Raw genomic sequence first — 20,992 nt, forward strand, 5'->3', positions numbered from 1 at the left:
GGCAGGTCTCCTCGGTTGATCGTTCGATCGATCGTTCAGCCGACGGTGATGACGATCTTCCCGCGCACGTGGCCGGTCTCCATCTCGCGGTGCGCGTCCGCGGCCTGCTCCAGCGGGAAGGTCTTGGAGACCTCCACGCGCAGCTTGCCCTCGGCGTAGAGGGCGGTGAGCTCGGCGAGGCGCTCCTTGGCCCGCTGGCTGAAGATCGCGCGGACGCCCAGCTCCTCGACGCGGCCGAAGTCGACGAGGGTGGCGATGCGGTTCTTGTCCTTCACCAGCTCGACGGAGACGTCGAGGGCGTCACCGCCGATGCCGTCGAGGGCCGCGGTGACGCCGGCGGGGGCGAGCTCGCGGACGCGGCCGGCGAGGCCCTCGCCGTAGGTGACGGGGGTGGCGCCCAGCGACCGCAGGTACTCGTGGTTGCGCTCGCTCGCGGTGCCGATGGCCGTGGCGCCCATGACCCGGGCCAGCTGTACGGCGATCGTGCCGACGCCGCCGGCGGCCGCGTGCACGAGCAGGGTGTCGCCCGCGCCGATCTCCAGCGCCTGGAGCGCGGTGTGGGCGGTCTGCGCCGAGGCGGAGAACGAGCCGGCCACCTCCCACGGCATGCCGGACGGCTTGGCGACGACCTGCTCGGCGGAGACGACCAGGTACTCGGCATAGCAGGAGAGCACGGCCCAGCCCAGAACCTCGTCGCCGACGGCGAACTCGGTGACGCCCTCGCCGAGCTCGTCGACGACGCCCGCGAAGTCGTTGCCGACGGTCTGCGGGAAGGAGAGGGTCATGCCGGGCGGGGTCCAGCCGGCGCGGACGGCCGTGTCGTACGCCTGCACACCGGCGGCCTTGACGCGTACGCGGATCTCGCCGGCGCCGGGACGGGGGGTCTCGACCTCCTCGACCTTGAGCACCTCGGGGCCGCCGAACTCCTGGAAAACTGCCGCCTTCATGGCATGTCCTTCTCTCTGCTGAGCTCTGATGAAGAAGTCTGGTGAACTCTGGTGGGGCTGGTGAGCTTTATCTTTCAACCTCAACCGGAGTTGAGGTCAACGGGGGAACCGACGCTTCGCGCGGTTTTCGAGCACTCTTCGAGCACTCTTCGAGCATTTTTCGACTGAGCTTCGAGTGGGCTTCGAGCCGGCTTCGAGCGCTCTTCGAGCGGAACCCGACCGTCCGCCGGACGGCCGTGACCGGCTCCGGCTACGGCCGTTCCGCCGCAGCGGCGATCACCCGGGTCTGCTTCGCGTCGCGCTCGGCCGCGAGCTCCTCGTAGGAGCGACCGCCGAACGCCTCCTCCGCCTGGGCGAGGATCCGGGCGACGGTCTCCTCGTCGACCGGCGGGTTGCCGAGCCCCTGCCAGCTCTTCTCCAGGCCGGCGCCGAGGTGCTCGAACCAGTGGCGCAGGCCCCCGGGGCCGCCGCCGAGGTGGAAGGCGCGGAACGGGCCGACCGCCGCCCAGCGGCCGCCGATCGAGGAGGTGACGATCTCGTCCAGCTCGGCGACGGAGACGACGCCCTCGCGGACCAGGTGGATGCTCTCGCGCAGCAGCGCGGACTGCAGCCGGTTGGCGACGAAGCCGGGGACGGCCCGGCGCAGCACGACGGGGGTCTTGCCGAGGGCGCGGTAGAACGCCACGGCCTCCTCGACGGCCTGCGGGTCGGTCCGCTCGCCCGTGACGATCTCGACCAGCGGCACGATGTGCGGCGGGTTGAAGGGGTGGGCGACCAGCAGCCTGCCGGGGTCCGCCGTCTTCGCTCCCAGGTCGTCGGGGAGCAGTGTGGAGGTGGACGACAGCAGCAGCGCGTGGGCGGGGGCGGCGGCGCCGATCCGGGCGAAGAGGTCCTGCTTGAGGGCCAGGTCCTCGGGGGCGTTCTCCTGGACGACGTCGGCGCCCTCGACGGCGCGGGCCACGTCGGGCTCGAACTCCAGGCGGGCGGCGAGCTCGGCCGGGTCGGCGGGCCCGCCCGGCAGCGAGGCCGCGTACAGCTCGAACGCCTTCTTGACGTACGCCTCGGCGTCCGGCCGGCGGCTGTTGATCCGGACGGTCAGCCCGGCGGAGGCGAACAGCGCGGCCCAGCCGAGGCCGATGGTGCCCACGCCGATCACGGCGGCCGTACGTATACGTGTCCCGATGGGCGAAATGGGGGAATCCGTCACCGCTTGCTCCTGTCGTCCTGCCTGCCTGTGGGTGGTGCCTGCACAGGCTGCCGCGACGGGCTCGTGCGGAATTAGAGCGGCGGTCGAACCGGACACGTGTGTTCCGCGCCCGGCCCGACCGCGGGACCGACTAGTAGTTGCCCAGCCCGCCGCAGACGTTGAGGGCCTGCGCGGTCACGGACGAGGCGCCGTCGCCGACCAGGTAGTCGACCATGGCCGCGACCTCCTCGACGTCGACGTAACGGCCGATCGGCACCCGGGTGGTGACCTTCTCGGCCGCCTCCTCCAGGGTGATCCCGTACATCTCCGCGTAGTGGCCGCGGACGCGCTCGGCCATCGGCGTCTCGACGAAGCCGGGGCAGACGGCGTTGACGGTGATGCCGGTCTTCGCGAGGTCGAGGCCGAGGGCCTTGGTGAAGCCGACCACGCCGTGCTTGGAGGCGGAGTACGGGGCGGCGGTGACGGCGCCCTGCTTGCCGGCCGTCGAGGCGATGTTGATGATCCGGCCCCAGCCCTTGGTGAGCAGGCCGCCGGCGCTCAGCACCTCGCGCGTCACGAGGAAGACACTGTTGAGGTTGGTGTTGATCACGTCGTACCAGAGCTCGTCGGACATCTCGGCGATCGCGCCGCCGCCGTTGCGGCCCGCGTTGTTGACGAGGATGTCGACGGTGCCGAAGCGCTCCACCGCGGCGGCCACGAAGCGCTTGACGTCCTCGCGGTCGGTCACGTCACAGGTGGTGCCGTCGGCCTCGAAGCCCTGGTCCTGCAGGGACTTGACGGTCTCCGCCAGCTTCTCCGCGTCCCGGGCGCACAGGTAGACGCGGGCGCCGTTGCGGGCCAGGTGGGTGGCGATCGCCAGACCGATGCCACTGGTTGCCCCGGTCACCAGTGCGACCTTGGCGTTCTGCGTGCCCATCGTTCCTCCGTAGCTGGTTGCGAATACTGACGGCGACATGACGTCGGTCGCGCCGAGGGTGCCGCCGCGGCCTCGACGGCCGGTCGAAGAGGGGTCGAAGCACGGGTTCCGCCACGGTGGTTCCACTTCCGCGGCCGCGCTTCCGCGGTTTAGCCTCAGCGATTCCGCGACGGCGGTTCCGCCACGTCTCGATCCCGGCTCAAGCGGGGCTGAGCAGCGTGGGGGGATGCTCGCAGAGACGATCACCGCCGAACGGTTCCGGACGTCCCTCGCCCGCTGGGCCAGCGGGGTCACGGTCGTGACCACCGTGGATGCGCAGGGCCGCAGCCACGGTTTCACTGCCAGCTCCTTCACCTCCGTCTCCCTCGAACCGCCCCTGGTGCTCGTGTGCCTGGACCTGCGGGCCAACTGCTTCGACGCCTTCACCGGCGCCGAAGGGTTCGTCGTCCACGTGCTCGGCCGGGACCAGCAGGACCTGGCCGCGCTCTTCGCGCGCAAGGGCGCGGAGAAGTTCCCCCGGCCGGGGACGGTCCGCTCCCGGCGCGGGCTGCCCCTGCTGCCGGGCGCACTCGCCCGGCTGGAGTGCCGCACCGAGCGGCAGGTGCCGGCCGGTGACCACCTCGTGCTGTTCGGCGAGGTGGAGCACGCCGAGGCCGGCGAGGGAGAGCCCCTCCTGTACTACCGGAAGGGCTTCCACGGGATCGCCGGCCCCGGCGCAGCGGGCTGACCCGCCGGCTAGGCCCCCATCACGCGCACACTAGGCCCCCATCACGCACACAGCGGCGCGACGGACCCCGCCGCGCGCCGCCGCTGCGCCGGGAGGCGTCGCGCCCCCGCGCGCACGGCGATGAGGTGGGCGACCGAGGCCAGGGTGACGTGGCGGTGCCAGCCGCGGAACGAGCGGCCCGCGAAGTCCCGCATCCCGGTGTGCTCGGAGATCTCCGCGAAGTCGCGCTGGACGACGCCCGTGAGCCGGGTCAGGCGCAGCAGGGTGACCAGCGGCAGCCGCCGCGAGTCGGTGAGCCACATCCGTGACGGCCACCGGTCGGAGGAGCCCCAGTCGCCCATCAGCAGCATGGGCCGGTGGTGGGTGCCCCCGGGCCCGCCCGCGGGCGCGGGACACGACAGGATCACCGGGATCGCGCTCACCACCCCGCGGTGCGAGCCCGTCCCGGACGTGTCGGACCACTCGACCTGCCGGCGCATCCGCTTCATCGAGCCGATCAGGTTCTGCGCGGGCACCTCCCGGTCGCTGTAGCCCTGCAGCAGGGCGCCGTCGACGCGCAGCGGGGTCGTGCCGTCGATGCGCATGATCAGCGGGACGCCCGCCCGTGCGAAGCGCCGCACGGTCGCGCCCGCGTCGAGCCCCTCCACGTCCACGACGACGGGGCGCCTGCGCAGCCCCCAGGAGTCGGCGGCCTCCAGGGCCACGGCGCCGGCGTGCTCCTCCAGGGAGATGGCGCGGCTCGCGTCGGGTATGTGGGCGCGGCTGCGCCGGGCCGGGTCCTCGAGCCAGCTCCTGGACAGCACCAGGCTCCAGTTGAACGGCACGCTGATCCGCTCGGAGGCGCTCCAGACGCTGAACGCCCGCTGGCCGTTGACCGTCTGGCCCAGGTGGGGGAGGAACTGCTGGTCGACGCCGACCGAGTGCACCCCCGCCTTGGGGATGACGGTGGACTTGACCACCCACGCCTGGGGGCGCACCTCCTCCTCCGCGCGGCGCGCGAGCGCCCGCCGGACCGGGCCCCAGTTCCAGGACGAGGCGGTGATGAAGTGGTGGACGCTCTGCTGGAGCGCCTTCCCGCCGATCTGTTCCGCGACGTTGCGCAGGGTCTTGCGGCCCTCCGCCTCCAGCAGGCCGCGTACGTACTGCTCCGCCATCCTGCGCTGGTCATTGCGCGTGAGTGACGAGAACAGCTCCGGTTCCACGTCCCAGGGGGCGGCGGGGGACGGTTCCCCGAAGGGGGGTTCCTCGAAGGGTGGTTCCTCGGTGGACACAGGGCTGAGTTGCACGGATCTGGCTTCCATCGTCTCTCCCCACGTGATGGCTACCGACGGCGCATTTGACCGTACCAAACCGACTGCGTTGTTTCTATTACTCTTCGAAACCTTGATCCAGCGATTCACTCTGCCCACCCTTGCCCGCTTTCCTCCCCCTCTGCGTTGCCTCAAACCACGCTGGAAACCGACCGGAAGCCCTCCCTACGGCCACTCTGACGTCGGATTACCAAGAGAAACCGGCCAGCCGGTTTCTTGTGCGGGTGCCCCATCCGTCTTCGAGTGGTGTTCGAGGCCGGAGCCGCACCGTTTCCCTTGCCAACGGCGCTGTCCCCGACAGGCAGCGGTGGACATCGCTGCAGGGCAAGCGGAAAGGAACGTGACTCGATGTTCAGCTCGAAGGAAGGCGTGCCCACGCGATGACCCGACGAGTGGTGATCACCGGTATCGGCGTCCGCGCCCCGGGCGGCTCCGGCACCAAGGAGTTCTGGGACCTGCTCACCGCGGGCCGCACCGCCACCCGGCGGATCTCGTTCTTCGACGCGGCTCCGTTCCGGTCCCAGGTGGCGGCCGAGGCCGACTTCTTCCCCGAGGCCGAGGGCCTTACCCCCCGGGAGATCCGCAGGATGGACCGGGCGACCCAGTTCGCCGTCGCCTGCACCCGGGAGGCCGTGGCCGACAGCGGCCTGGAGTTCGCCGGCGTGGACCCGCACCGCGTGGGCGTGAGCCTCGGCAGCGCCGTCGCCTCCGCGACCAGCCTGGAGAACGAGTACCTCGTGATGGCCGACAAGGGCCGCGAGTGGCTGGTCGACCCCGACTACCTGTCGCCGCACATGTTCGACTACCTCAGCCCGGGCGTCATGCCCGCCGAGGTCGCCTGGGCCGCCGGCGCCGAGGGCCCCGTGACCATGGTCTCCGACGGCTGCACCTCCGGCCTCGACGCCGTGGGCTACGGCGTCCAGCTGATCCGCGAGGGCTCCGCCGACGTGATGATCGCCGGCGCCTCGGACACCCCGATCTCCCCGATCGTGCTGGCCTGCTTCGACGCCATCAAGGCCACCACCACGCGCAACGACGACCCCGAGCACGCCTCCCGGCCCTTCGACGCCTCCCGCAACGGCTTCGTCCTCGCCGAGGGCAGCGCCATGTTCGTCCTGGAGGAGTACGAGGCCGCCAAGGCCCGCGGCGCGCAGATCTACGCCGAGGTCACCGGCTACGCCACCCGCTGCAACGCGTACCACATGACCGGTCTGAAGAAGGACGGCCGGGAGATGGCGGAGGCCATCCGCGCGGCGCTCGACGAGTCGCGCGTCGACCCGACCGTCGTCGACTACGTCAACGCGCACGGCTCCGGCACCAAGCAGAACGACCGCCACGAGACGGCCGCGTTCAAGATCGCGCTCGGGCAGCACGCCTACGACGTGCCGGTCAGCTCCATCAAGTCGATGGTCGGCCACTCCCTGGGCGCCATCGGCTCCATCGAGATCGCGGCCTGCGCCCTGGCCATCAAGCACAACGTCGTACCGCCGACGGCCAACCTGCACACGCCCGACCCCGAGTGCGACCTCGACTACGTCCCGCTGACCGCGCGCGAGCAGCGGGTGGACTCCGTGCTGACCGTCGGCAGCGGCTTCGGCGGTTTCCAGAGCGCGATGATCCTGCGCGCCCCGGAAGGAGTGAAGGCATGACCAGCAAGGACGGCCTCAACGGGCGGACCGTGATCACCGGGATCGGCGTCACCGCCCCCAACGGCCTGGGCACCGAGGCCTTCTGGAAGGCGGTGCTCGCGGGCCACACCGGCATCGGCCCCGTCACCCGCTTCGACGCCTCCCGCTACGCGGCCTCCCTCGCCGGCCAGATCGACGACTTCGACGCGGCCGAGCACCTCAACAGCCGGCTGCTCCCGCAGACCGACCCCTCGACGCGGCTCGCGCTCGTCGCCGCCGACTGGGCCCTCACCGACGCCGACGTCTCCCCCGACACCCTGCCGGACTACGACATGGGCGTCGTCACCTCCAACGCGCTGGGCGGCTTCGACTTCACCCACCGCGAGTTCGACAAGCTGTGGAGCAAGGGCCCGGACTTCGTCAGCGTCTACGAGTCCTTCGCCTGGTTCTACGCGGTCAACACCGGCCAGATCTCCATCCGCCACAAGCTGCGCGGCCCGAGCGCCGCCCTCGTCGGCGAGCAGGCCGGCGGCCTGGACGCGCTCGGCCACGCCCGCCGCACGGTCCGCCGCGGCACCCCGCTCGTGGTGGCCGGCGGCGTCGACTCCGCCCTCGACCCGTGGGGCTACGTCTCCCAGCTGGCCGGCGGCCGCGTCACCACCGCCACCGACCCCGCCCGCGCCTACCTGCCCTTCAGCGCCGACGCCTCGGGCTACGTCCCCGGCGAGGGCGGCGCGATCCTCGTCGCCGAGGACGAGGCGAGCGCCCGCAGCCGCGGCGTGCAGCAGGTCTACGGCGAACTCGCGGGCTACGCCGCGACCTTCGACCCCGCCCCCGGCACCGGCCGTCCCCCGGCCCTGCGCCGCGCCGCGGAGGCCGCCCTGGCCGACGCGGGCCTCGCCCCCGGCGACATCGACGTGGTCTTCGCCGACGGCGCCGGCGTGCCCGAGCTGGACGCGGCGGAGGCCGCGGCCATCAGCGGCCTCTTCGGCGCCGGAGCGGTGCCCGTCACCGCCCCGAAGGCCCTCACCGGCCGGCTCTACTCCGGCGGCGGCCCGCTGGACGTCGCGACGGCGCTGCTGTCGATCCGCGACGGCGTCATCCCGCCGACCCCCACGGGCGCCCCGGTGCCCGAGGGCTACGGCCTCGACCTGGTCCAGGGCGCGCCCCGCGACCAGCGGGTCCGCACCGCCCTGGTGCTCGCACGCGGCCGGCACGGCTTCAACTCGGCCGTCGTCGTCCGAGCGTGAGGCCCGCCGGCCTCAACTTTCCCTTCCCCACTTGGAGTACTTCCCATGGCCCACATGACCGTTGACGACGTCCGCCGCATCCTCGTCGAGTGCGCCGGCGTCGACGACAGCATCGACATCACCGGCGACATCTCCGACCGCCCCTTCGACGAGCTGGGCTACGACTCGCTCGCCCTGATGGAGAGCGCCGCCCAGATCAAGCAGGAGTTCGGCGTCGTCGTCCCGGACGACGAGCTCGTCGAGGTCGAGACGCCGCGCGCGCTCATCGACCTCGTCAACGGCCTGGTCACCGAGGCCGCCGCCGCCTGACGCGCCGCGCACCGCACCGAGCGGTCCGCAGCACCCGGGCCCGGGCACGGGAGACCCACGTGCCCGGGCCCGGACCCGTACGCACCGAGGAGACGAACGACATGACGGAACCGCGCCGGCACCACACCGAGCACACCCTGGATGTTTCCGCGCCCCCGGAGGTGCTCTACGGCCTGGTCGCGGACGTCACGACCTGGCCCGCGATCTTCGGGCCGAGCGTCCACGTCCACCACCTGGAGCGCGGCGAGCGCGAGGAGCGCTTCGAGATCTGGGCCACGGTCAACGGGAAGGTCAGCACCTGGACCTCCCGGCGCACCCTCGACCCCGAGGCGCTGCGCGTGACCTTCCGGCAGGAGCGCAGCCAGGCCCCCATCGCCTCCATGGGCGGCGAGTGGATCTTCGAGGCGCTGCCGGGCGGCGGCACCCGCGTCGTGCTGCTCCACGACTTCACGGCCGTCGGCGACGCGCCGGAGACGGTGACGGCCGTCAATGCCGCGCTCGACCGCAACAGCCCCGAGGAGCTGGCGGCGCTGGCGCGGATCGCCGAGTACGGCGGCACAGCGTCCGACGTGGTGTTCTCCTTCACCGACACCGTGGAGCTGACGGGTTCGGCCGCCGACGCCTTCGACTTCGTCAACCGCGCCGACCTGTGGGCGGAGCGGCTCCCGCACGTCCGCCAGGCCCGGCTGACCGAGGACGTCCCCGGCATCCAGGACCTGGAGATGGACACCGTCACCGCCGACGGCTCCGCCCACACCACCCGCTCCACCCGCATCTGCCGCGGCCCGGAGTGGATCGCCTACAAGCAGCACGTCATGCCGAAGCTGCTGCTCGGCCACAGCGGCCTGTGGCACTTCGCGGACAAGCCCGGGGGCGGGGCCGTCGCCACCGCCCGGCACACCGTGGCGGTCAACCCCGAGGCGGTCACCGAGGTCCTGGGCGCGGACGCCACGCTCGCCGACGCGCGCGCGTACCTCCGCGAGGCCCTCGGCCGCAACAGCCTCGCCACCATGGCGCACGCCGCGACGTACGCCGAGCAGCGCTCCGCCGCACAGGCCGGCTGACCCCTTTCCCTCCCCTACTCTCTTCCCTCCCGGAGGCACCATGACCGCCACCCAGTCCCTGACGGAGCTCCACTCCCAGGTTCAGCACTTCTACGCCCACCAGATGCACCACCTCGACGCCCGCCGCTTCGAGGAGTACGCGGCGACGTTCACCGAGGACGGCGTCTTCCAGCACTCGCCGGGTGCCGAGCCCGCCGTCGGCCGCCCCGGCATCGTCGAGGAGCTGGTGAACTTCCACAAGAAGTTCGACGGCGACCCGGTCACGCGGCGCCACTGGTTCAACCAGATCGCCCTGGACCCGCAGGACGACGGCACCGTCAAGTCCACCGTGTACGCCCTCGTGGTGACCGTCCGCCCCGGCGGCAAGCCCGAGATCAACCCGAGCTGCACGGTGCACGACACGCTGGTGGTGAACGGCGGCGAGGTGCAGCTGAAGTCCCGCCTGATCACCCATGACCAGGTCTTCTGACATCGGCTCCCTGAGCGAGGACGTCCCGTCCGCCGAGCACGTGGCCGCCGACCGCGTCGCCGCCGACCGCGTGGCCGCACTGGAGCGCCGGCTGGGCGACCCCCGCGACCCGGGCAACCCGCTGGGTCACGCCGCCGTGCTGGCCGCCGACCGCAGGGGCGAGCTGCCGCTGGGCGGCGAACCCCTGCTGGACGCCTTCGGCCTGCGCGAGGAGATCGTCCCGCAGCCCCTCGGCGGCCGGCTGACCGGCCTGGACACCGCGACGCAGTTGCTGCGCGCGGTGTTCCGCCGGGACTTCGCCCTGGGCCGCGGCCACGGCTCGGCCTCCCTGGTCTCCGCGGTGTTCGCCTGGTGCCACGGCACCCCGGAGCAGCAGGCCCGCACGGCCCGGCTGCTCCTGGACGGCGGGCGGCTGTCCGTCGCGTTCCAGAACATGTCCTACGGCAACGAGTTCAGCAGCGGCGACCTCACCCTGACCCCCGCTCCGCAGGGCGGCGGGGTCCTGGACGGCCGCACTCCGCTGATCGCCAACGCGCCTCTGGCCGCGGGCTTCGTCCTGCTGGCCCGGCACGCGGACGGCGACGGCGCCCACTCGGCGCTGCTCCTGGACCGCGCCGACCTGCCGCCGGACGCCGTGCGGCTGCTGTCCCCGTACCGCGCCACCGCGGTGCGCCGACTGCCTGCGGGATTCCTGGAGTTCGACCGGTGGCCCGTGCCGGAAGGCAGCGTGCTCGGCGCGCCCGGCGACGGAACGGCGGTCGCGCTGCGGTCCCTGCAGGTCAGCAGGCCGCTCGTGCCGTCGATGGCGGTCGGCTGCGCCGACACCGCGCTGCGCTCGGTGGTCGATGCCGTGCTGGAGCGCGCGCCGGGGGTGCGCCCGCTGACCTCGCGGTACGCGCGGCGGGCGATCACGTCCTCGTTCGCGGACATGCTGGTGTGCGACTGCCTGCTGCTGGCCACGATCCGCTCGCTGCACCTCCTGCCGGAGGAGTCCAGCGTGTGGACGGCCGCCGCCATGTGCCTGGTGGTGCGCATGCTGCAGCAGAGCACGGGCGACCTCGCCGCCGTCCTGGGGCCGCGCGCTCTGCAGGAGGAAGGCGGCTTCGGCACGTTCCGCAAACACCTGCGCGACCTGTCGGAGATCCCGCCCGGGCCGATCGGCGCCGCCGCGGCGCTGGCGACCCTGGTTCCCCAACTCCCCTTCCTCGCCCGGACCTCGTGGACCGCGGCCCCGCCACCCCCCGGCCTGTTCTCCGCCTCGGCACCCCTGCCCCCGCTCGACCCCGGACGGCTCGACCTCGCCGCCGGCGGGGACACGCTGATGGCGGTGCTGCCGCACGCCGAAGAGACCCTGGACGCCCTGCCGGTCACCGGCCCGGACGGGGAGGCCCTGCGCTCCCAGGTGCGGGCGCTGGCCGCGGAGCTGCGGGCGCTCGGCGAGGAGTGCCGCGCGCTGCCCGAGCAGGACCTCGCCGCCCTGGCCACCCCGCACGGCTATGCCCTCGCCGAGCGCTACACCCTGCTCGCGGCGGCGGCCGCCTGCCTGGGCGTGTGGCTGCACGGCGACCGGGAGCGGGAGCCGGGCTTCCTGTCCGACCCCGCCTGGCTCGTCGCGGCGCTCGGCAGGGTCCAGTTCCGCCTCGGCCTGCCGGAACCCGCGGCCGACGGCCGGCGCGGCGAGGCGCTCCTCGCGGCGGCGGTGGAGCGCTGCACGCAGGGCCGCAGCCTCGACCTGTACGACGTGCAGCTGGGCAGCGGTCCGGCTGCCGCGTAACCGACAACCGTATAAAGGGAGATGACATGGCCACATCCGGTCCCCGGGGGCTGGCCGGTCCGGCGCCGGTCCGGGTGACGTCCCCGGACGGCCCGTGGACCGCCGCGGACACCGCCATGGAGGAACGGGGCTTCGCGCTCGTCTACGGGCTGATGGCCGACTGGGGCGACCACGGCCTGCCGGACGACGAGCTCGGCAGGCTGCTCGGGCAGGAGGCGCAGCGCCACGCCGGGATCCGCCAGGAACAGACGCGGCGGCGCTTCGCCGCCTCCCGGCTCCTGCTGAAGTACGCGGCGGGCGCCGTCCTGGACGCCGACCCGCGCGAGCTGGAACTGGCCCGCAACCCGAACGGCAGGCCCTACCTGCGCGGTTGCGGCCAACTGGAGGTGAGCCTGAGCCACACGGGGGACATCCTCGCGGTGGGACTCAGCCACGTCGGCCCGATCGGGGTCGACGTGGAGTCCTCCGCGCGCCCCATCTACGGCACGGGCCTGGCCGAGGAGTCCTTCACCGCCTACGAGCGGGCCGCGCTGGGCTGGCTGCCGGAGCGGGAGCGCAACGCGTCCATGATCCGGCTGTGGACGCTCAAGGAGGCGTACAGCAAGGCCCTGGGCCTGGGCCTGCGGCTGCCCTTCACCTCCTTCGGCTTCACGATCCCGGCCGCGTCGGGCGCCACGGCCCGCCTGCTGCGCTCGGACGGCTCACCGGCCGACGACGGCGACTGGCACCTGGAGTCCCACACGCTGGACGCGGGCTACACGGTGAGCGCGGCGGTGGCCCCGGCGGTCTTCGGCGCGACCCGGAGACCGACGGCGGGAACGGTCCTGGACACGGGCTTGGCGGCGGCGGTGCTCTCGGCACGGCCCGGCACCCGCCAATGACACGACCCAGCACAATAAACAGCCCGTCCGGCGTTTGAGGACGAGCGCGTTCAGCGCGACAAGGGGGCCCGGGGGCGTGCCCCCGGTTACGGGAAGGGGAGGGGCTGGGGAAAACCAACCCCGCCCCCTCGACCCGCACTCGATCCCCGCTCGCCACAGTGAACGGGTCCTTCCCCGACCACCCACGGAGAACGTCCCGTGAACACCCGTACCCAAGACACCCCCCGCCTGCAAGAGGTGGCGGAGAACGTCCACGCCTACGTCCAGCCCGACGGCGGCTGGTGTCTGAACAACGCCGGCCTCATCGTGGCCGGCAACCGCTCCGCCCTGGTCGACACGGCCGCCACGGAGGCGCGGGCGCGCGCCCTCAAGGAGGCCGTCACGCCGCTCACGGCGCGGCCCCCGCAGTTCGTCGTCAACACCCACTCCCACGGCGACCACACCTTCGGCAACTACCTGTTCGCGGACGACGCGGTGGTCGTCGCCCACGAGCGCACCCGCACCGAGATGGCGGACGTGGGCCTGCACCTGACGGGGCTGTGGCCCGAGGTGTGCTGGGGCGAGGTCTCCGTCGAACTGCCCACCCTCACCTTCCGCGACCGGCTGACCCTGCACATCGGCGACGTCACGGCCGAGCTGCTGCATCCGGGCATCGCGCACACCACCAACGACACGGTCGTCTGGCTGCCCGAGCAGCGGGTCCTGTTCACCGGCGACCTGGTGATGTCCGGGGCCACGCCGTTCTGCCTGATGGGCTCGGTCTCCGGCTCCCTGGCCGTGACCGAGCAGCTGCGCGCGCTCGACCCGGTGACCGTCGTCGCGGGCCACGGCCCCGTGGGCGGCCCGGAGTTGCTGGACGCCACGGAGGGGTACCTGCGGCGCGTGCAGGAGATCGCGAGGGCCGGCCTCGCCGCGGGGATCGGCCCGCTGGAGGCCGCGCGAGAGGCGGACCTCGGGGAGTACGCCGAGCTGCTCGACTCCGAGCGCCTGGTGCCCAACCTCCACCGCGCGTACGCGGAGGAGAAGGGCGCGCCTCCCGGCCGCCCGCTGGACATCGGCCTGCTCTTCTCCGAGATGGTCGAGTACCACGGCGGGCTGCCCGTGTGCCACGCATGACACAGGTATGAAGCACACGTGACGGGACTCGTAAAAAAGAAAACCTACCGGTCGGTAGCCTGACACTCTCACTGCCCCGGAGTGGGGGTTTTGTGCGGCAGACACCTACGTTGTCAGAAATCTTGCTCAACGCGGCACAGGGATCTTTGCACCCGGTACAGGAGTGTGTGCAGTGCGATTCAACCTCATCGGCCCGTTCGAGATCGTCACCGGAGACGGACGACCACCACACCTGCCCAGCACGCCGAAGGTCTGCCAGACTCTGGCTCTGCTCCTGACCAGGCCCAATGAGATCGTCACCTCGGAATCGCTGATCCAGGAGCTCTGGGGCGAGTCCCCTCCGCGCAGCGCCCTGACCACGTTGCAGACGTACATCTACCACGCGCGCAAGATGTTCATAGCCGAGCGGCTGGTACCCGCCGAGCGGGCCCTGCTGATCACCCAGCCGCCCGGCTACCTCATCCGCGTGGAGGACCACGAGGTCGACATCAAGATCTTCGAACGCCTCGTGCTGCAGGGGAAGACGGCGCTGGAGAACGGCAGGCCCGAAGCCGCCGTCCAGCGCCTGGAGCAGGCGCTGGACCTCTGGCGAGGCCCCGCGCTCTCCAACATCCCCGCGGGCGACGTCCTCACCGGCCGCATCGTGCACCTCAACGAGCTGCGCATCCGGGCCCTGGAGCTGCGCATCGAGGCGGAGCTCCAGCTCGGCCGGCAGCGCGAGTCCATCCCGCTGCTGCGCGCGCTGGTCAACGACTACCCGCTCAACGAGTGGTTCCACGGCCAGCTGATCTCCGCCCTCAACCACTCCGGGCGGCGCGCCGAGGCCCTGCAGGCGTACCAGAGCCTGCGCCGGATCCTCAACGACGAGCTGGGCCTCGAACCCTCCCCCGAGCTGCAGCGGCTGCAGCTGGACGTGCTCAACCCGGCGGACACGGTGCCCGCGCAGCACCACCACCGCCGCCTGGTGACCGCGGGCATCTGACCCCGGTCCCGCCCGCGCACACGAAGCGCCGGACGGACCCGGGTGACGGGTCCGTCCGGCGCTTTCCCGTGAAGGCGACCGGAAAGCCGACGACCGGAAAGGCGGTCAGGCGGAGTCGATCAGGCGGAGTCGTTCAGCAGCCGGGCGTACGCGCCCGCCGCCGTCGGGAACTGCAGACCGCTGTGGCCCGCACCGCAGTTCACGTCCCGCCAGTGCCGCTGGAGCTCCTCGCCCTCGGCCTGCGCCCGGGTGCCGGCCGAGCGCAGCAGCCGGTCGGCGACCGTCGCGAGCATCTCCGCGGCGAGCGCGCAGTCCCGCCCGTTGCGGGCGGTGCCGAGCGCGTCGACGGCGCCGGTGTCGGTGGTGCGGGCGACGCGCTCCAGCAGCAGCCCCGCCGCGTCGATCTCGCCCTCGGCACGGGCCAGGAGCTGCTCGAACGTGCCGTGGTCGGAGCCCCCGGAAATGGCGCCCGCGGGGGCGTTCAGCTTGGCGGCTACGAGCTCGCGCCAGCGGCGCAGTGCACCCCGGCTCGCGCCGAGCAGGGGCCCGCCGAGGGTGACGCCGTTGGCGGCCTTCATCGGCACCCGGTGGCAGGCCGCGGCCGCATCGGGCGCGAGGCCCTTGAGCAGGACGTCGAGCGGGACGGTGTACGCGTCGGGCACGAGGACCTCGTCGAGCACGACGGTGTTGCTGCCGGTCCCGCGCATGCCCACCACGCGCCAGGTGTCGGTGATCGCGTAGTCCGTGCGCGGCACGGCGAGGACCCGTACGCCCGTACCCTCCGCCCCGGCCACCCGGGCGGCGACCAGCGTCCAGTCGGAGAAGTCGACCGCGCTGACGTAGTTCCACGTGCCGGTGACCCGCCAGCCGCCCGGGGCGGGCTCTGCGGTGCCCGAGGGCATCAGGCCCGCGACGACCACGGTCTCGGGGCCCTTGGCCCACACGCCCTCGCGCCCCTCCTGCGGCAGGTAGGCGGTCAGCCGCCCGGCGCTGGCGGTCACCGAGGCGAACCAGGCCGCGGACGCGCAGCCCTCGCCCAGGGCGGCGGACGCGTCCAGGAGTTCGGCGAACGTCCCCGCCGCGCCGCCCTGGGCGGCCGGGGCGAAGTGGCTGGAGAACCCGGCGGCCACGATCGCGTCCACCACGGGCTGCGCGAGCCGGCGGTCGGCCTCCGCGGCCTCCGCGTGCGCGGCGGCGAGCGGGGCGGCCGCGCGGGCCGCTTCGAGCAGGGTCGGTGCGACGGCGTCTGTGGTGTCCCTGGATTCCCTGGTGTCCGTGGTGGTCATCGTGGGTGCTCCTGTGAAGTGCGGCGGTGCGGTACGGGGACGGTCGGGGTGTCAGGGCCCGGCGCAGGCCTCAGCGGTCGATGCCGGAGGCCGGCGTCAACGGCGGCCTCAAGAGTTCTTCGCGGCGAAGTCCCGTATGGACTCGGCCGAGTAGTCGATCATCTCGGGGGTGAGGCCGGGGTAGACGCCGATCCAGAAGGTGTGCTCGGCGACGAGATCACTGTTGGCGAGCGAGCCGCTGATCCGGCGCGGGCGGTCCAGGTAGGCCGGGTGGCGGGTGAGGTTGCCGGCGAAGAAGCGGCGGGTGCCGATCTTCCGGTCCTCCAGGAAGGCCACCAGGTCCTTGCGGGTGTAGCGCGCCTCGGGCCGCACGGTGATGGCGAAGCCGAACCAGCTGGGGTCGCTGTCGGGCGTGGCCTCCGGCAGGAGCAGCCCCGGCACCCCGTCCAGGCCCTCGCGCAGCCGCTTCCAGTTGGCGCGCCGCGCCTCGCCGAACGCCTCGATCTTGGCGAGCTGGCTGAGGCCGAGGGCCGCCTGGAGATCGGTCGCCTTCAGGTTGTAACCCACGTGGGAGAAGATGTACTTGTGGTCGTAGCCGTGCGGCAGGTCGCCCATCTGGTAGTCGAACCGCTTGAAGCAGCGGTTGTCCTCACCCGGCTCGCACCAGCAGTCCCGGCCCCAGTCGCGCATGGACTCGACGATGCGCGCGAGCGCGAGGTTGTCGGTCAGCACGCAGCCGCCCTCGCCCATCGCGAGGTGGTGCGCGGGGTAGAAGCTGGTGGTGGCGATGTCGCCGAAGGTGCCGGTGGGCTTGCCGCGGTAGAGCGAGCCGACGGCGTCGCAGTTGTCCTCGATGAGGAAGAGGTCGTGCTCCTCGGCGAGCTTCGCGACCTCCTCGACGGCGAAGGGGTTGCCCAGCGAGTGGGCGATCATGATCGCCTTGGTGCGCGGGCCGATGGCCTCGGCGATGCGCTCCGGCGTCGTGTTGTACGTGCCGAGCTCGACGTCGATGAAGACGGGCACCAGGCCGTTCTGGATGATCGGGTTGACGGTGGTCGGGAAGCCCGCCGCCACGGTGATCACCTCGTCGCCGGGCTGCAGCCGCCGGTCCTCCAGCTGCGGTGAGGTGAAGGCGGACAGCGCGAGCAGGTTGGCCGAGGAGCCCGAGTTGGTCAGGTGGGCCTTGCGCAGCTTGAAGAACTTGGCGAACTGACGCTCGAAGCGGCGGGAGCTCACACCGGCGGCGATGCGCATGTCCAGCGCGGCCTCGACCAGCGCCACGCGGTCGTCGGCGTCGAAGACGGCACCGGCCGGCCACACGCCGGTCTCCCCGGGGACGAACTCCTTCTCGTCCGTGCCGTGGTAGGCACGGACCTGCTCCAGAATGCGGGCCTTGGCTTCCTTGGCTTCGTTCATTTCTCTTCGCCTCCTACGGCGTACTCAGCGAGTCGTCGGGCAGTGCCGGCCCGGCCTCTGCGCGCGTGCCCTGCCCGGTGGACGTCGGCGACCAGCTCCGCGTGGCGGACGGTCGCCTCGCCGGTCGTCGTACCGGCGCCGGATCCGATGGTCGTCACCAACGCTCGGACGGCGGCCGTGACCTGGTCGAACGGCTCCAGCGCCAGCTCCTCGACGCCGCCCTGCCGCTCGACGACGACCACCGGGCGGTGGTCGGCCGGGGGTGTGAAGACGTGGTCGAGGCGGAGCCGGCCCGCGCTGCCGAGCACTTCGTAACGTGACGTGTAGTGGTGTTCCATGCCGAACGTGAGGTGGGCGGTCACCCCGTCGTGCCGCCGCAGCAGCACGCTGCCCGCGACGTCCACGCCCCGCTCCGGGTCGGTGCGCAGATCCGCTCCGATCACCTCCAGGCCGGGCCCGAGCAGCAGCTGGGCGGCCCGCAGCGGGTAGACGCCGACGTCGAAGAGCGCGCCGCCGCCGAGGTCGGCCCGGTAGCGGATGTCGCCGTCGGGCCGCGGCGGGATCGTGAAGGCGGCGTGGAGGGTGCGGATCTCGCCGATCGCGCCGTCCTCCAGCAGCTGCCGCACGCGCCGGTGCTGCGGGTGGTGGACGAACATGAAGTTCTCCATCAGCACCAGCCCGCGGGAGCGGGCCAGGTCCACGAGCCGGGCCGTCTCCGCGGCGTCCAGGGTCAGCGGCTTCTCGGCCAGGACGTGCTTCCCGGCGAGCAGCGCGCGCTCGGTCCACTCGGCGTGCAGCGCCGAGGGCAGCGGCACGTAGACGGCGTCGACGTCGTCCCGCTCCAGCAGCTCCGCGTAGCCGGCGGCGGCCGCGGCCCCGTACTGCTGCGCGACCTGCGCGGCCCGGGCGGCGTCGCGGGCGGCGACGGCCGTGAGCGCGATGCCCCCGGTCCGGGCCACGGCGGGCAGCACCCGGCGCAGGGCGATGTCGGCGCAGCCCATGAGCCCGAGGCGCACGGTCCCGGCCGCGGGGTCCCGCTCCGCGGCGCTCACCGCAGGAACCGCAGGCAGGCCAGGAGGTTGCGGGCCTCGACGTTCACGTGGTGGGAGTGCCGGACCATCGCCCCGAGCTGATGCAGCGTCATCCATATGTGGTCCGGCCCCACTTCGAGGGGAAAGTCCTCAGGCGCCTCGACCGCGAGGTAGCGGTTCTCCGCGTGGTAGAAGCGCCCGCCCTCCTCGGAGTGGACGACGTCCAGCAGGACCCGCTCGGGGGCGGCCGAGAGCACCTCGTCCAGGAACCGCGGGCGGCTCCCGGCGGGCAGCCCCTCGTAGTTGGCGGGCGCGCACTGCACGGTGGGGCCCATTTCGAGGACGTCGAAGCTGCCCGCCTCGGTGCGCGCGTTCACCAGCAGGTGGACGGTGCCCTCGATCCGCCGGGTGAGGAAGGCGATCACGCCCCGGCCGACCGGCGCGATCATGGGCTGCGACCAGCGGGCGACCTCGCGGCCCTGGGCCTCGACGTCCACGCCGATGACCTTGAAGAAGCGGCCGCTCTCGTGCACCACGGCCCCGTCGGACTCGGCCCAGCCGGCCACCTCCGACAGCGGGATGCGGCGGCGCTCCAGCCGGTGCGAGGCCTTGGCCTCGGTGAACCAGCTGAGCAGCGCGGCCGTCCCGTGCAGGGCCCGGCCCTCGGCGCCGGTGGTGCGGCCCTGGACCGCCCAGCCGTCGGGGAGGCCCGACAGCACGGTGCGGGTGTCCATGTTGACGAGGTTCTCGACGCCGAGCAGCTCGCCGATCTGGTCGAGCGTGAGCCAGCAGAAGCCGTCGCGGACGGGGACGTCCCCCTCCACCTCGACGATCATGTTGCGGTTGCGCTTGCCCAGGAACCACGACCCCTGCTCCGACTGCAGCGCGTCGAAGATCACCCGCCCGGTGCGCGGCGCCAGGAAGTGCTCCAGGTACGGGACGGCGTTCCCCTGGTGCACCCGGGTGAAGTTGCTCCGCGTCGCCTGCACGGTCGGGGAGAGCTGCAGGATGTTGATGTTGCCCGGCTCCATCTTCACCTGGAGCAGGAAGTGCGGGACGCCCGCGAACTCCTTCACCAGGATGCCCAGGATCCCGGACTCCGGCTGCACGATGATCGGCTGCGACCAGGCGGCGACCTCGCGGTTGTCGGTCTCCGCCGCGATGCCCTCGATGCTGAAGAACCGCCCGCTGCGGTGCCGGATGTCGCCGGTCCCCGGCTCGAACGACCAGCCGTCGAGCTCGCGCAGCGGGGCGGGCGTCACCCGGTGGTCCTGCGCCGCGCGCTGTTCGGCGAACCAGTCGTGGAATTCGCTTGTCTGCCGGAACACGGCAGCCCTCCTCATGATGTGCGGTTGCTTCAGCATTCGGCACCCGGTTAGAGCGCCGCTCGAAGGGGGCTCAGAGCGTCAGGCCCACGCGCTGCGCCGCGGTGGCGAAGACCTCGGCGGTCTCCGGGAGCCGGTCGACGCCGTCCCGGTAGGCCGCGCGCGCCTCCGCCAGGCGGCCGCGGACCAGCGGGTCGTAGAGGATGCCCGTCAGTCCCTCGACGACGGCCTGCTCGTCGAACAGCTCGGTGCGTACGGTGGTGTCGGCGAACGGGTTGCCGGCCAGCAGCGGTCCGACCACCTTGTTCCAGCTCAGGGGCCACATGTGGAACGCGGGGACGGCGCCGGGGAAGTCCGCGAGCCACGCCCGGACCGCGGGTGAGAGCCCGTCCGGGGCCCCCGGCCGCCCGCCGTCGCCCGCCGCCTCCCCGATGTCGTGGGTGTTGACGGCGAACATCCCGGGCACGTCGGCGAGGACGGCCCGTTCGAGCGCGTAGGACGTCAGGAAGGCCGACATCACGGCGTCCGAGGCGCCGAGCAGGGCGTGGTAGCGCTGCGCGGTGTACGAGGGCTCCACGTGGACGCGTTCGGGCGGCAGCCCCAGCCCGTCCAGGTACGGCCCGGCGACGAGGAAATGGGTGTCGTCCGGCAGCTGCCGCAGGTAGTGCCCGATGAGCTGCGGCACGCGCACCGCCAGCTCGCGCGTCCGCGGCCCGGCCCGCGTCTGCATGATCTCCTGCCACGGCAGCGTCGGGAACATCAGCAGCCGCTCCGCCCCGCCGAGCCCCAGCGACCGGCGCACCCCGGCCCGCGCCGCCTCCGTCAGCGGCGCGATGCTCCGGTTCGCGCGGTACGGCAGGCCCTGCCCGCCGGCCCGGGCCTCCGGGCGGCCCATCGGCACGGGGTGCAGGTGTACGGGCATGTCCAGGAGGTTGCCGTCGGCGACGACGGTCTTCCCCAGCACCTCCAGCTCCCGCGTGGTGTTCGTCAGGTCGTGCAGGTCGATGGGGATCACCGGCACGCCGAAGTCCTGGACGTACCAGGGGTCGGTCTCGTAGCTGACGAGGTGGGTCAGCCAGTGCGCCAGGTAGTCGCTGAGGACGATCGCGTCCGGCCGGAACTCCCGGGCGACGCGCCCGACCTCCTCGCGGGCCCGGCCGCCCATGGCGGGCGTGATCACGGTGTACGGGTATCCGGCGGTCTTGAGCTGGTCCTCGTTGTCCGCGTCGATCACGAAGTGACTGACGACGCCGGCGTCTCCCAGCTGGTCCGCGAGGTCGAGCCCGATGGTCGTCTCGTGCAGGCTCTTGGCCAGCGGGGACATGAACAGCACTCGCATGACGTGGTCTCCCGT

General features: G+C 72.6%; 19 protein-coding genes. 10 read left to right on the top strand and 9 right to left on the bottom strand.

Annotated elements, in window-relative coordinates:
* Window positions 1-35: 35 nt before the first annotated feature.
* The 3 genes from FGW37_RS16055 to fabG all read right to left on the bottom strand — a co-directional run bounded on the left by FGW37_RS16055 (window position 36) and on the right by fabG (window position 3,070).
* Window positions 36-947: an NADP-dependent oxidoreductase gene (locus FGW37_RS16055; protein ID WP_179081676.1), complete on the bottom strand. Its 912-nt coding sequence runs from the start codon at window positions 945-947 to the stop codon at window positions 36-38.
* Window positions 948-1,197: 250 nt separating this feature from the next.
* Window positions 1,198-2,118: a 3-hydroxyacyl-CoA dehydrogenase NAD-binding domain-containing protein gene (locus tag FGW37_RS16060; RefSeq protein WP_281394932.1), complete on the bottom strand. Its 921-nt coding sequence runs from the start codon at window positions 2,116-2,118 to the stop codon at window positions 1,198-1,200.
* A gap of 166 nt (window positions 2,119-2,284) precedes the next feature.
* Window positions 2,285-3,070 (bottom strand): 3-oxoacyl-ACP reductase FabG, encoded by a 786-nt coding sequence (gene fabG, locus FGW37_RS16065; RefSeq protein WP_179081678.1) that lies wholly within the window; start codon window positions 3,068-3,070, stop codon window positions 2,285-2,287.
* Window positions 3,071-3,296: 226 nt separating this feature from the next.
* Between fabG and FGW37_RS16070 the strand changes: the two genes are divergently transcribed.
* Complete coding sequence (locus FGW37_RS16070; RefSeq protein ID WP_179081679.1) at window positions 3,297-3,797, top strand: flavin reductase family protein; 501 nt, start codon at window positions 3,297-3,299, stop codon at window positions 3,795-3,797.
* Window positions 3,798-3,838: 41 nt separating this feature from the next.
* Here FGW37_RS16070 and FGW37_RS16075 read toward each other — a convergent pair whose 3' ends face one another.
* Complete coding sequence (locus FGW37_RS16075) at window positions 3,839-5,098, bottom strand: IS701 family transposase (protein WP_179081680.1); 1,260 nt, start codon at window positions 5,096-5,098, stop codon at window positions 3,839-3,841.
* A 389-nt stretch (window positions 5,099-5,487) separates the two neighbouring features.
* On the opposite strand from FGW37_RS16075, the gene FGW37_RS16080 reads away from it, so the two are divergent.
* From FGW37_RS16080 to FGW37_RS16120, 9 genes are all read left to right on the top strand, one after another.
* The gene (locus FGW37_RS16080; RefSeq protein WP_179081681.1) at window positions 5,488-6,756 is read left to right on the top strand and encodes a beta-ketoacyl-[acyl-carrier-protein] synthase family protein; all 1,269 of its coding nucleotides are present in this window, start codon (window positions 5,488-5,490) and stop codon (window positions 6,754-6,756) included.
* On the top strand, window positions 6,753-7,985 hold the full coding sequence (locus tag FGW37_RS16085) for a ketosynthase chain-length factor (protein WP_179081682.1): 1,233 nt from the start codon (window positions 6,753-6,755) through the stop codon (window positions 7,983-7,985). The genes FGW37_RS16080 and FGW37_RS16085 overlap by 4 nt, the downstream gene beginning before the upstream one ends.
* Window positions 7,986-8,030: 45 nt before the next feature.
* Complete coding sequence (locus FGW37_RS16090; protein ID WP_058047372.1) at window positions 8,031-8,294, top strand: acyl carrier protein; 264 nt, start codon at window positions 8,031-8,033, stop codon at window positions 8,292-8,294.
* 101 nt (window positions 8,295-8,395) lie between these two features.
* Window positions 8,396-9,358, top strand: a complete 963-nt coding sequence (locus FGW37_RS16095) for an aromatase/cyclase (RefSeq protein ID WP_179081683.1) — start codon at window positions 8,396-8,398, stop codon at window positions 9,356-9,358.
* A gap of 40 nt (window positions 9,359-9,398) precedes the next feature.
* Complete coding sequence (locus tag FGW37_RS16100; RefSeq protein ID WP_168092916.1) at window positions 9,399-9,827, top strand: nuclear transport factor 2 family protein; 429 nt, start codon at window positions 9,399-9,401, stop codon at window positions 9,825-9,827.
* Window positions 9,811-11,601 carry an acyl-CoA dehydrogenase family protein gene (locus tag FGW37_RS16105; RefSeq protein ID WP_179081684.1) on the top strand — a complete coding sequence of 597 codons (1,791 nt, stop codon included), beginning with the start codon at window positions 9,811-9,813 and terminating at the stop codon, window positions 11,599-11,601. The genes FGW37_RS16100 and FGW37_RS16105 overlap by 17 nt, the downstream gene beginning before the upstream one ends.
* Before the next feature lie 26 nt (window positions 11,602-11,627).
* Complete coding sequence (locus FGW37_RS16110; protein ID WP_179081685.1) at window positions 11,628-12,482, top strand: 4'-phosphopantetheinyl transferase family protein; 855 nt, start codon at window positions 11,628-11,630, stop codon at window positions 12,480-12,482.
* Window positions 12,483-12,680: 198 nt separating this feature from the next.
* On the top strand, window positions 12,681-13,598 hold the full coding sequence (locus FGW37_RS16115; protein ID WP_218650585.1) for an MBL fold metallo-hydrolase: 918 nt from the start codon (window positions 12,681-12,683) through the stop codon (window positions 13,596-13,598).
* A gap of 172 nt (window positions 13,599-13,770) precedes the next feature.
* A complete protein-coding gene (locus FGW37_RS16120) occupies window positions 13,771-14,580 on the top strand; it encodes an AfsR/SARP family transcriptional regulator (protein ID WP_179081686.1) in 810 nt (269 codons plus the stop codon).
* Window positions 14,581-14,699: 119 nt separating this feature from the next.
* On the opposite strand, the gene FGW37_RS16125 is transcribed toward FGW37_RS16120, so the two are convergent.
* From FGW37_RS16125 to FGW37_RS16145, 5 genes are all read right to left on the bottom strand, one after another.
* Window positions 14,700-15,866, bottom strand: coding sequence for an acyl-CoA dehydrogenase family protein (locus FGW37_RS16125; protein WP_179081687.1), 1,167 nt, complete (start codon window positions 15,864-15,866; stop codon window positions 14,700-14,702).
* Between the two features lie 108 nt (window positions 15,867-15,974).
* A complete protein-coding gene (gene rfbH, locus FGW37_RS16130) occupies window positions 15,975-17,282 on the bottom strand; it encodes a lipopolysaccharide biosynthesis protein RfbH (protein WP_179081688.1) in 1,308 nt (435 codons plus the stop codon).
* Entirely contained in the window at window positions 17,279-18,334 is a 1,056-nt protein-coding gene (locus FGW37_RS16135) for a Gfo/Idh/MocA family protein (RefSeq protein WP_246430408.1), read from the bottom strand. Before FGW37_RS16135 ends, rfbH begins: the two co-directional genes overlap by 4 nt.
* Window positions 18,331-19,641: an NDP-hexose 2,3-dehydratase family protein gene (locus FGW37_RS16140; RefSeq protein ID WP_179081689.1), complete on the bottom strand. Its 1,311-nt coding sequence runs from the start codon at window positions 19,639-19,641 to the stop codon at window positions 18,331-18,333. Before FGW37_RS16140 ends, FGW37_RS16135 begins: the two co-directional genes overlap by 4 nt.
* Window positions 19,642-19,711: 70 nt before the next feature.
* Window positions 19,712-20,977 (bottom strand): DUF6365 family protein, encoded by a 1,266-nt coding sequence (locus tag FGW37_RS16145; RefSeq protein ID WP_179081690.1) that lies wholly within the window; start codon window positions 20,975-20,977, stop codon window positions 19,712-19,714.
* Between the last annotated feature and the right edge of the window lie 15 nt (window positions 20,978-20,992).

The organism is Streptomyces rectiverticillatus, from assembly GCF_013394065.1.
GTDB classification, from domain to species: domain Bacteria; phylum Actinomycetota; class Actinomycetes; order Streptomycetales; family Streptomycetaceae; genus Streptomyces; species Streptomyces rectiverticillatus.